Source organism: Anaerotignum sp., assembly GCF_045122575.1.
In the GTDB taxonomy this organism is placed as follows: domain Bacteria; phylum Bacillota; class Clostridia; order Lachnospirales; family Anaerotignaceae; genus Anaerotignum_A.
Map to the genome: position 1 here is coordinate 1 of NZ_JBGVHV010000138.1, position 10602 is coordinate 10602.

The 10602-nt window shown below is 47.6% G+C and carries 12 protein-coding genes and 1 pseudogene; 3 read left to right on the plus strand and 10 right to left on the minus strand.

The window, feature by feature from the left end:
- From ACJMLT_RS06760 to ACJMLT_RS06770, 3 genes are all read right to left on the minus strand, one after another.
- On the minus strand, nucleotides 1-610 hold a 610-nt coding region (locus tag ACJMLT_RS06760; protein WP_405728461.1), incomplete at its 3' end, for a hypothetical protein.
- Nucleotides 611-686: 76 nt separating this feature from the next.
- Nucleotides 687-1214 carry a spore maturation protein gene (locus ACJMLT_RS06765; protein ID WP_405728464.1) on the minus strand — a complete coding sequence of 176 codons (528 nt, stop codon included), beginning with the start codon at nucleotides 1212-1214 and terminating at the stop codon, nucleotides 687-689.
- A complete protein-coding gene (locus ACJMLT_RS06770; RefSeq protein WP_405728467.1) occupies nucleotides 1211-1795 on the minus strand; it encodes a nucleoside recognition domain-containing protein in 585 nt (194 codons plus the stop codon). Before ACJMLT_RS06770 ends, ACJMLT_RS06765 begins: the two co-directional genes overlap by 4 nt.
- Nucleotides 1796-1987: 192 nt before the next feature.
- Between ACJMLT_RS06770 and ACJMLT_RS06775 the strand changes: the two genes are divergently transcribed.
- The 3 genes from ACJMLT_RS06775 (at nucleotide 1988) to ACJMLT_RS06785 (ending at nucleotide 4395) form a co-directional block, all read left to right on the plus strand.
- On the plus strand, nucleotides 1988-2248 hold the full coding sequence (locus tag ACJMLT_RS06775; RefSeq protein ID WP_405728470.1) for an AbrB/MazE/SpoVT family DNA-binding domain-containing protein: 261 nt from the start codon (nucleotides 1988-1990) through the stop codon (nucleotides 2246-2248).
- 125 nt (nucleotides 2249-2373) lie between these two features.
- On the plus strand, nucleotides 2374-3180 hold the full coding sequence (locus tag ACJMLT_RS06780; protein WP_405728493.1) for an AAA family ATPase: 807 nt from the start codon (nucleotides 2374-2376) through the stop codon (nucleotides 3178-3180).
- A gap of 15 nt (nucleotides 3181-3195) precedes the next feature.
- Entirely contained in the window at nucleotides 3196-4395 is a 1200-nt protein-coding gene (locus tag ACJMLT_RS06785) for a vWA domain-containing protein (protein WP_405728472.1), read from the plus strand.
- A 76-nt stretch (nucleotides 4396-4471) separates the two neighbouring features.
- On the opposite strand, the gene ACJMLT_RS06790 is transcribed toward ACJMLT_RS06785, so the two are convergent.
- From ACJMLT_RS06790 to ACJMLT_RS06820, 7 genes and pseudogenes are all read right to left on the minus strand, one after another.
- Entirely contained in the window at nucleotides 4472-5539 is a 1068-nt protein-coding gene (locus tag ACJMLT_RS06790; RefSeq protein WP_405728475.1) for a branched-chain amino acid aminotransferase, read from the minus strand.
- A gap of 55 nt (nucleotides 5540-5594) precedes the next feature.
- Complete coding sequence (locus ACJMLT_RS06795) at nucleotides 5595-6545, minus strand: L-lactate dehydrogenase (protein WP_405728478.1); 951 nt, start codon at nucleotides 6543-6545, stop codon at nucleotides 5595-5597.
- A 44-nt stretch (nucleotides 6546-6589) separates the two neighbouring features.
- A complete protein-coding gene (locus ACJMLT_RS06800; RefSeq protein ID WP_405728481.1) occupies nucleotides 6590-8116 on the minus strand; it encodes an L-lactate permease in 1527 nt (508 codons plus the stop codon).
- A gap of 248 nt (nucleotides 8117-8364) precedes the next feature.
- On the minus strand, nucleotides 8365-8490 hold the full coding sequence (locus tag ACJMLT_RS06805; protein ID WP_405728484.1) for a hypothetical protein: 126 nt from the start codon (nucleotides 8488-8490) through the stop codon (nucleotides 8365-8367).
- A 250-nt stretch (nucleotides 8491-8740) separates the two neighbouring features.
- Nucleotides 8741-9055: a thioredoxin gene (gene trxA, locus ACJMLT_RS06810; protein ID WP_405728487.1), complete on the minus strand. Its 315-nt coding sequence runs from the start codon at nucleotides 9053-9055 to the stop codon at nucleotides 8741-8743.
- Nucleotides 9056-9361: 306 nt separating this feature from the next.
- Nucleotides 9362-10165 (minus strand): glutamate racemase, encoded by an 804-nt coding sequence (gene murI / locus ACJMLT_RS06815; protein ID WP_405728490.1) that lies wholly within the window; start codon nucleotides 10163-10165, stop codon nucleotides 9362-9364.
- Between the two features lie 11 nt (nucleotides 10166-10176).
- A pseudogene (locus ACJMLT_RS06820) lies at nucleotides 10177-10602 on the minus strand (D-alanine--D-alanine ligase A); the annotation flags it as partial.

A 10602-nucleotide genomic window follows, 5' to 3' on the forward strand; every position in this document is an offset into this window, starting at 1 on the left:
AACGGCTCAGGCCGCCGGCATAACGATATACTGCCGCTGCGCCATCCCGAATGGAAACGGCCAGTGTATTCCCGTTGGCATCCTTCCCTGTGGAATAAACGCCTTCCGGAGAAAATTCACCGCTGCCTTCCGAAAAAGCCCCGGGCATCCCTGTCCAGGTTTCATAGGCCTTGAAAGATCCATCAGCCAGGAAAGGATTTCGTTCCTTCAGGCTGTAATAGCCCTTATCAAAACCGCCGGCATAAGCCACGCCGGACAGATTGCCGCCTACAAACCAGCACTGCAGGGTACCTGCCCCGTCACCGTTATAGTGGAGCAGATTTGCCTCTGCCAGAACCGCATCTTGCCCTGCTTTCCGCTTCAGGTTATATTCGCAGTCTGCGGATGCAGCGAACAGACGGGTATTTTTTTCCGTATTTTCAGGGACTTTCGCCGCACCAAAGATCAGGCTTGCCCTGTCATAATCCCAGTAAAATTCCTCCATCACATCATCGATGGTTTTCGTATAGGCCTGCTGTTCTTCCGCCGTCAGGCTGAAATCCTGTTCTTCCTCCCCGCCGCAGCCGGTCAGCAGAAGCAGGCTCAGCAAAGCCAGTAATCGTCTTTTCATATTCTTTCCTCTCTATGATACAGAACCGCTTTTTACGAACATTATATATGATTGTATACCAATTTTCAAATTTATTTCAGAAAACCAGTCCGACCAGCCAGACCGCAGCAGCAATACCAACCACATTGGCCAGAAGGGCGCAGGGCAGCGTCCAGCGGGTCTGTCGGATGCCCACAGAGAGGAAATACAGGCTCATGGTGTAAAAGACCGTTTCCGTACAGCTCATCATGACTGAAGCCACGCGGCCAAGGTAAGAATCGGGGCCATAATGGGCAAAAAGATCTGTCAGAAGCCCCGTGGCTGCCGAGGAGGAAACCAGACGGATGATGCTCAGGGGCGCCAGTTCCGCAGGAAATCCAATAGCATCGGAAAAAGGACGGAACAACTCTACCAGAAGATCCAAAAGCCCCCCTGCCCGCACCACCTCCACCGCCATCACAAGACCGATGAGGGTCGGCAGGATATCGATGACCGTCTGCAGTCCTTCCTTTGCTCCCTCCAGAAAAACTTCATAAATATCCACCTGCTGCAGACAGCCGAACACAACGATCAGGAGGACTGTCACAGGGATCAGAAAATCCGATATGGTCAGCAGGATGCTCATATCCTCCGCCCCCTTTCCGCCAACTTCGCCGCAAGGGTGCCTACCACGGTGGTGATGAGGGTGGCCGCGATGCCCACTCCCACGATCTCCGCCGGATTTTGGGAACCATACTCCGCCCGATAGGCAAGGATATTTACTGTCACCAACTGCAGGGATGTCATATTTACCGTCAGAAACATGCACATAGCAGACGAGGCTGTCCCCTTTTCCTCCCGATTCAGTTTCTGCAGTTCCTTCATGGCCAGAAGCCCTGCCGGCGTTGCTGCCCAGCCAAGGCCAAGAAAATTGGCGGCAAAATTGGCCGCGATATATTTACGGGCTTTATGGGAAGGGGGTACAGAAGGAAAGAGAAAATCCATCAGCGGCGTCATTTTCCTTGCCAAAGCATCGATCATGCCGCCCTTTTCCGCAATTTTCAGAACCCCCGACCAGACTGCCACCACCCCCGCCATAGTAAAGGCCAGTTCCATGGCAGAACGGCCGCCGCCGATGACCGCCTGCGTCACCAGATCCATCCTGCCCAGAAAAGCCCCCGTCAGGATCCCCCCGATCACAAAAAAGCCCCAGATCCCATTTAACATCCTTTTCACCCCTTTGATTTATCCTATGTCCTCCATTTCCTTTTATGAATCCCTTTCCTGTGACCTATTGTTTTTATGAAATTCAACCAACATTTTACATTTTGTATTGAAATTCCATTTTTACTGTGTTAAGATTCAGTTAAGATTCTTAACGATAAATTAACATCATCTTTGTAAGGGGGAGCAAGCAACATGAAATCAACAGGTATTGTAAGAAAAGTAGACGAATTGGGAAGGGTTGTTCTGCCCATCGAGCTTCGCCGCAATATGGGGATCGAAATCAAGGATTCTCTGGAAATTTTTGTGGATGACAACATGATCGTTCTGAAAAAATATGAACCCGCCGATATTTTCACAGGCAGCATGGATGATCTGATCGATTATAAAGGCAAAAAAGTATCCAAAAATTCCATCATCGAAATGGCAAGACTGGCAGGTCTGGAAGTAAAATAAAGATTACAAAAAACGGCACCGAAATCGGTGTCTTTTTTATTGACAAGTTCCCGTAAAACCCAATAAAATAAGGATATTCTTTTAGAAACAAAATGGATAAAGAAAGGCGGAAAACCATTATGAATATGACATTTCAAGGCAGCAAAGACTACGTAGCCAGCGAAGAGCTGATGCGTTCCGTAAATATCGCCATTGCCCTGCAGAAACCTCTGCTGATCAAAGGCGAACCCGGCACAGGCAAAACCATGCTGGCAGAAGCCATTTCTCAGGCGCTGGGCAAAAAACTCATCATCTGGAACATCAAATCCACCACAAAAGCCCAGGACGGTCTGTACGTTTACGACGTGGTACAGCGTCTGTATGACTCCCAGTTCGGCAACGAAGGCGTTGACGATATCGCAAAATACGTAAAACTGGGCAAACTGGGGGAAGCCTTCAACAGCGACGAACAGGTGATCCTGCTGATCGATGAGATCGACAAGGCCGATCTGGAATTCCCCAATGACCTTCTGTGGGAACTGGACAAAATGGAATTCTACATCCCCGAAACCAAGGAAACCATCAAGGCAAAACAGAGACCCATCGTGATCATCACTTCCAACGCGGAAAAGGAACTGCCCGATGCGTTCCTGCGCAGATGCATTTTCCACTACATCGAATTCCCCGATGCGGAACAGATGGAAGAAATCATCAAGGTTCACTTCGACCATGTGGAAGAAAACGTGCTGAAACAGGTTCTGGCTACTTTCTACTGGATCCGCGGTCTGTACAATATCCAGAAAAAACCCAGCACCTCCGAAGTCATCGACTGGATCCGCGCTTTGGAACTGGGCGGCGTGCCTTCCTATAAAATCAAAGAAACCGTTCCTTTCGCAGGGGTTCTGCTGAAAAAGAACGAAGATATCGACACCATGAGAAAATATCTGAAGTAAGTAGGTGAATGACTGATGTTTACTTCATTCTTCTATCTGCTTCGCGCCAGAGGGCTGAAGGTTTCCCTGAATGAATGGATGAGCCTCATCGAAGCGCTGGACAAAGGGCTGCACAACTCCTCCTTCACCGGGTTTTACTACCTTTGCCGTGCCATTCTGGTCAAAAGCGAAGCGGATTTCGACAAATTCGACGGTGCCTTTCTGGAATTCTTCAAGGATATGGAACGGGCTACCGACGAACTGCCCAAGGAACTGCTGGACTGGCTGAACAAACCCAGAGAAGAACTGGACGGCAGCTTTACGGAGGAAGACCTCCTCAGAAACATGGGTCTTTCCGAAGAACAGATTCAGGAACTGTTCCGCCAGAGACTGCAGGAACAGCACGAGCAGCACAACGGCGGCTCCAAATGGATCGGTACCCGCGGTGCTTCTCCCTTCGGCAACAACGGCCAGATCGACAAAGGCATCCGCGTGGGCGGCAAAAGCCAGAAACGCAGCGCCTTTCAGGTGGCAGGCGACAGAAAATTCCGCGACTTCCGCGAGGATAACGTGCTGGATACCCGCCAGTTCCAGATGGCCTTCCGCCGACTGCGCCAGTTTTCCACCAGAGCCGACGAAGCCAGATCGGAATTCGATATCGACGGCACCATCCGCGAAACCTGCGACAATGCCGGCAGCCTGAAGGTGGTTTATGACAAACCCAGAAGAAATACCGTAAAGGTACTGCTGCTGATGGACAGCGGCGGCTCCATGGATTACTACAGCAGAATGTGTTCCGCTCTGTTCCAGGCCGTACGCAATTCCAACCACTTCAAAGACCTGCAGGTGTTCTATTTCCACAACTGCATCTATTCCAAGATTTACAAAGACCCCCGTATGCGTCTGGATTCCATGATCCCTACCGAATGGATTTTGCAGAATATCAGCAGCGAATACAAAGTCATCATCGTAGGCGATGCCCAGATGGATCCTTACGAGCTGATGGAGGGCAGCTGGTACAGTTACGGCGTCAGAGACCAGACTCCCGGCATCGAATGGATGCGTCGTTTCAAGGAAAAGTATCCTCATATCGTTTGGCTGAACCCCTCCGAAAGACCCTATTGGGGCGGCTGGTGGGCAAAAACCTACGACATCCTTGCAAACGAATTCGATATGTATAAACTGACACTGGATGATCTGAATGTTGCTTTAAAAAAATTGATGGTAAACAGATAAACAACAAAAAGCACTTTCCTTTTGGGAAAGTGCTTTTTGTTTTGTAATGGAGATATACCGAAAGCCGGAGAACAGTTTAGTCTACTTTTACTGTCCAGCCAAAAGTATCTTCTTTCAGACCCCACTGGATGCCTGTCAGTTCGTCATAGATCTTCTGTGTCATTTCGCCGATCTGGTTGTTGTTTACAACGATCTTTTCATCGCCGTAAGCGAAACCGCCGATGGGTGTAACAACGGCTGCTGTACCGCACATGAATGCTTCCTGTACTTCGCCGTTTTTGCATGCTTCCATCAGTTCTGCAACAGAGATCTTACGTTCTTCTGTTTCCATACCCCAGCTCTGTGCCATTGCCAGGATGGATCTTCTTGTTACGCCGGGCAGGATGGAACCGTTCAGTTCGGGTGTTACCAGTTTGCCGTTCCAAACGAACATAACGTTCATGCCGCCGCCTTCTTCAACATATTTTCTTTCCACGCCGTCTACCCACAGAACCTGAGAATAGCCTTTTTCTGCTGCTTTTTCACCGGCTCTTGTCGCTGCTGCGTAGTTACCGCCGCATTTTGCATAGCCTGTACCGCCGCGAACCGCACGTACGTCATCCATTTCGATCAGCAGTTCAACGGGCTGCAGACCGCTCTTGTAGTAGCTGCCTACAGGACAAGCGATGATCATAAATGTTGCATGGTGGATACCGTGCAGAGACAGGTCGGGGTCTGTACCAAACAGGAAGGGTCTCAGATACAGGGATGTACCATAGGGTTCGGGAACCCAGTCTTTTTCTACGGCAACGAATGCTTTCAGCGCTTCCAGTGCCATTTCTTCATCCAGTTTAGGCAGACACAGTCTTTCTGCGGAATCGTTCATACGAGAGATGTTTGCATCGGGACGGAACATCTGTACCTGACCATCGGGTGTACGATATGCTTTCAGACCTTCAAAAACTTCTGCGCCATAGTGGAACACCAGCGCACCGGGATTCAGATTGATATCGCCGTAGGGCATGATACGAGGATTATGCCAGCCTTTTTCATCGCTGTAATCCATCTGGAACATATGATCTGTAAACGCTACACCAAAGGGTACGCTTGCGGGATCAGGTTTTACTTTGGGATTTGCTGTTTTTGTTACATCGATTTTCATCATAATAAATCTCTCCTTTTCTTTCGTGATTTTTCTTCCTTTTTCATCTGTATATCAATTATTTATTTTCTGCCATAAACCTGATGTTACCACGGATAACATCACAGGATTTTCTGAATTCCGCCTTTTCCGCATCATTCAGAGGAATTTCAACGACCTGTTCCACACCATTCTTGCCAATCACAGAGGGTACACCAACGAATACCTCTGCTTCACCGTATTCCCCGCACAGCTCTGCACTGGCAGGCATGATCTGTTTTTCATCATGCAGTACAATATTTACCATGCGAGCTGCTGTTGTTGCAATACCATATTCTGTGCAGAATTTACCGGAAAAAGTAACCCAGCCGCCGCCAATAGATTCTTTCTGCAGAGCCGCTCTGTCGAAACGGAAGCGTTCGTCTGTTTTTGCCCATTCATCCAGAGGCTTACCCTGGAAGGAAACATTGCTCCATGCCGCAAACTGCTGATTACCATGTTCCCCCAGCATATACGCTGTGATGGATTTATGGTCGATCCCAGTCTGTCTTGCCAGAGCAGACAGCAGACGGGATGTATCCAGCCCTGTGCCTGTACCAAAAACACGCCCCTTGGGCAGACCCAGTCCTTTTGCCAGTTCATAAGTAACAACATCGCAGGGATTTGTAATATTGATGACTACACCGTCAAATCCGGAAGCTTTGATACGATCCACATAGCTTCTGACTGCAGGAACAGTGAATTTCATCTCGTCTGTTCTGTCCTGATTTGCTCTCAGAATTTCAATTTTACCGATACTGTTAACAATGACATCGCAGTCACCCAAATCTTCATAAGTACCGCTGTTGACTGTCACTCTGTGAGGCAGATAAGCGACGCTGTCCCGCAGATCCTGACATTCACTGCTAACTTTCTTTTCATTGCTGTCCACCAGCACCAGTTCATCGGCAATGCCCTGCACAGCCAGACTGTATGCCACATGGGCACCAACGTGGCCTAAACCGATGATCCCTACTTTTCTTGTCTTCATATATTTCTCCTCCATTCAGTATGGAATTTTTCTTCTGTATCACTTTATAAACCAAAATTGGGGAACAGAATGTGGGTATAGATCATTGCCAGAATCATGTATTCCAGCAGCAGGATGCCAAATACCACAATACCTTTTCTCATAACTTCGCCTTCCCTGCCGATAATATCAACTGTAGCACAGGCTGCAACGACATTGTTAGGGCAAACCATATTCCCCAGAGAACCACCTGCATTCTGTCCTGCAAATACAGTTACGGGATTGATGTCCAGCATACTGCAGGCATTCACATGCATAGGCGCAAACATGATATTGGAACCCAGGCCCGTACCTGTTACAAAAGACCCGGACGCACCAATCAGAACAGCAGCTGCAGGATAGAACATACCCGCTGCGCCGGAGATGGTTGTTGCAATTACATTCATCATGCCTGTGTCTGTACTCTGCATAATATAGGATACCGTCAGCAGAGAACCCATTGTTACCATAACAGGCATTACACGTTTCAGTGTCTGGCCCATGGTGTCTACAAACTCACTGGGGCTGACACCCAGAATAACACCGCCTGCCACTGCACAGATAAATACCACACAGTCTACCCAGACAATATAGCCGAATGTTGTCAGGATCGCCAGAGGAACCGTATATCTGACTACAGGGAGCAGAATCACCAACAGCAGATAGGGGGACAAAGCACGGAAGGAAGAATACGTTTTACTCCCCTCTTCCGCTCCACCGAATTCAGACTGATACAGGTATTCTTCAGGCGTATTGATCTTGAATATCTTCAAGTATACAACGGAAAGAACGATGGAGAATAAGCCTGTACCAAGGCTCGTGATCTCTGGGCCTACAAAATTGGAAATGCCAAACATAATGGCACATGTGCTGATGCCGGCAAAGGCCAGATAAGGGATAATGCCTTTAAAACCTTTTTTGCCAAAAGCGATCATAACAATCAGGAAGGGAATGATCAGTACCCCAAACATATGGATACGACCAACCATAGCAGAGTTCAATGCTGCTGTACTGAGACCTTCTTCCACCAGATAATTGCCGCCTGTGATGGTTGTCAGGCCTGCACCGCCCCAGGAACAGGGAGTTGCATCACCCAACAGGGCTGCTACGATAGCAACCACTGGCTGGAAGCCCAGACCAACCAGAAAAGGAGCTGCAATGGCTGCGGGAGAACCCGCGCCGGCTGCGCCTTCCAGAAAGATGGGAACCATCATACCAACAATGACCAGCTGCGCTCTTCTGTCACGTGTTACCTCTGCCAACGTTTTCTGTACCTGCCGGATCGCACCTGTGCGCTGCATCAGATTCAGCAGAAGGAAGGAAGAAAATACCAGCATAACGATCTTGGCACCTTCCTTGATCCCCTTCCACAGCAGTGCATCTGTATGGGAAACCACATCATGAAATGCCAGTGCATTGATGTTAAAATAGGTAAACGAAATGATTATCGTATATACCAGAGCCAACGGGGCGACCTTTACGGCAGGCTTCTTCAGAAAGAGAATTCCCGCCAATACAAATAAAAGTGGGCTTAGTGCCATTAAAAAAGTCATATGAACATCTCCTTATCTTCTGTAAATTTCCTTTGGGGTTTCTTTTGTAAATTTCTTTTGATTTTTCTTTTGTAAATTTTGCTTTGTTTTATCTTTTGTGTTTGCCTTTGCACTTCTCGTTTGTAGCCTTGCAGAAAGTTAGTCTTTTTTGTTTCTTCCATCGCCTGCAGGAAATAAAAAAGACCCAGTCAAATGCCATGGGTCTGTGAAAGCAACCATTGCTGCTGCGCAGCTTTCTGCAAAAAGAGTTATTTTTGCACATGACAATCGGCGATATTCTTCTTGAAGCCCAGAATCAGAATGCCCAGAATAATAGCGCTAATTGGCAGGATCGCAAAACCGTATGCAGTTGTCATGAAAAATGTGTTCATCATAACGCATAACCTCTTTTCAATAACCTCTTCAAGTGATAGCAAAAAGATAACACTTTACTCTGGTAACGTCAATCGTCAAAACGAATGGCTTTTTTTGTCGCGTTGTACTTATTTTTGTACAATTTTTATGTCATATAGGAAAAAGCACCAAAAAAACAAATGTCCATATAACACTTCGCATACAAATAAACAACCATGCAAAATAATAAAAAGGGCTGAAACCCAGTTGTTTTCAGCCCTTTCCCTTGTCTTACAAAAATTCATCCAGTTTTACTTTCAGGTGTGCCGCAGGTACTGCCCCCACCACACCGTCTACAGGGATACCGTTTTTGAAGAGCACCATATTGGGTACGCTCATAATGCGATATTCCTGCGCCAGATCCATGGATTCATCGATATCCACTTTTACAATCTTTACTCTGCCTTCATATTCTGCGGAAAGCTGTTCCAGCACGGGGCCCATCATACGGCAGGGGCCGCACCATGCAGCTGCGAAATCCACCAAGACGGGAATTTTGCTTTCTAATACTTCTGCTTTAAATTCATTGGATCTTACCTGTTTCATAATGCATATCCTCCTTGTATACTCTCTCTATCTTAACCGGATTATTGTGTTCTTATGTTTGTATTTACTATAGCATAGAAAAAAGGATAATGCAATAATTCCTATCAATTAAGAATGATTATTGTAATCAAATCACAAAACTTTTTTCGGACAGGTGTATATTTCTCTGAAAAGGAGCCATACTGATGACTGAGGATGTTATTTTCCCCCGAAGAGTGGTTGAAAGATCATTCTCACGATAACATTCTTTCTACTTCTTCCCCTTAGAAAAAGGTGCAGGCAACCGCCTGCACCTTTTTATTGGTATCAGTATTTTTCAATATCGATGATTTCCGGTTTAAAGGGGAATTTCAGCGCCTTCTGACATACAAACTCAAAAGTATCTGTACTGTCGGAAAGGTAGAACTGTTTTCCGCCGTCTGTATCGGTTTCATTCAGCTGATCCTTTGTTTCCAGAAATTTCTTCACACGCTTCGCTGTGGCCTTGGCAGGGTCTACCAGTTTGATGGCATCGCCCACTGTAGTACCGATACAGCGTTTCAGCAGGGGATAATGGGTGCAGCCCAGCACCAGAGAGTCAATCCCTGTTTCCACCAGCTCATCCAGATAGCGTTTTGCTGCCTGACGGGAGATCTCGTTATCCGTCCAGCCTTCTTCCGCCAGAGGCACGAACAGAGGGCAGGCCTTTGTAAATACCTGCATTTCGTGATCCTGCTCGCAGATCATCCGTTCATAGGCGCCGGAACGCACCGTACCGGGAGTGCCGATGACACCGATTTTTTTGTTTTTGGTAGAGCGCAGGGCTTCTTCCACCCCGGGAACGACCACGCCAAAGATAGGCACATCAAAGGTTTCCCGCAGGGCATCAATACTGTTGGAGGATGCTGTGTTGCAGGCCACGATGATAGCCTTTACATCCTTGCTCAGCAGAAATCTTACGTTCTGTTTGGAATATTTCGTTACGGCTTCCTTGGATTTGGTACCATAGGGCACACGGGCCGTGTCACCAAAATATACGATATTTTCATGGGGCATGACCTTCATGATCTGCTTTACCACAGTCAGACCGCCAACCCCGGAATCAAATACACCGATAGGTCTTGTATCCATACGTTTTCTCCTTACCCTCTGATGCCCGAATCTCTGGACAGTGCCAGTTCAATGAAACGATCCATCAGTTCTCTGTTCGACATGCCGGCCGCTTCCCAAAGCATGGGGTACATGCTGATGGGCGTAAAACCGGGCATGGTATTCAGCTCATTAAAGAGGACTCTTCCTGTTTTTCTGTCTACGAAAAAGTCCACCCTCGCCAGACCGCTGCCGTCTACGGCACGGAAGATCTTTTTCGCAATGCGGCGCATTTCTTCCGCTTTTTCTGCTTCGATCTCCCCGGGGATCACCGTACGGGAGGCACTGTTGTTATATTTTGCATCGTAGTCATAAAATTCTGCGGCGGAAAGCACTTCCCCCATGCCGCTGACCATGATTTCATCATTACCCAGAACGGCACATTCGAATTCTCTGGCATCGATGGCTTCTTCCACGAT

Bases quoted from the DNA above. Each gene is read 5' to 3' on its own strand.
- ACJMLT_RS06765 (WP_405728464.1), bottom strand. From the start codon at position 1,214: ATGAGCATCCTGCTGACCATATCGGATTTTCTGATCCCTGTGACAGTC.
- ACJMLT_RS06770 (WP_405728467.1), bottom strand. From the start codon at position 1,795: ATGTTAAATGGGATCTGGGGCTTTTTTGTGATCGGGGGGATCCTGACG.
- ACJMLT_RS06775 (WP_405728470.1), top strand. From the start codon at position 1,988: ATGAAATCAACAGGTATTGTAAGAAAAGTAGACGAATTGGGAAGGGTT.
- ACJMLT_RS06780 (WP_405728493.1), top strand. From the start codon at position 2,374: ATGACATTTCAAGGCAGCAAAGACTACGTAGCCAGCGAAGAGCTGATG.
- ACJMLT_RS06785 (WP_405728472.1), top strand. From the start codon at position 3,196: ATGTTTACTTCATTCTTCTATCTGCTTCGCGCCAGAGGGCTGAAGGTT.
- ACJMLT_RS06790 (WP_405728475.1), bottom strand. From the start codon at position 5,539: ATGATGAAAATCGATGTAACAAAAACAGCAAATCCCAAAGTAAAACCT.
- ACJMLT_RS06795 (WP_405728478.1), bottom strand. From the start codon at position 6,545: ATGAAGACAAGAAAAGTAGGGATCATCGGTTTAGGCCACGTTGGTGCC.
- ACJMLT_RS06800 (WP_405728481.1), bottom strand. From the start codon at position 8,116: ATGACTTTTTTAATGGCACTAAGCCCACTTTTATTTGTATTGGCGGGA.
- ACJMLT_RS06805 (WP_405728484.1), bottom strand. From the start codon at position 8,490: ATGATGAACACATTTTTCATGACAACTGCATACGGTTTTGCGATCCTG.
- trxA (WP_405728487.1), bottom strand. From the start codon at position 9,055: ATGAAACAGGTAAGATCCAATGAATTTAAAGCAGAAGTATTAGAAAGC.
- murI (WP_405728490.1), bottom strand. From the start codon at position 10,165: ATGGATACAAGACCTATCGGTGTATTTGATTCCGGGGTTGGCGGTCTG.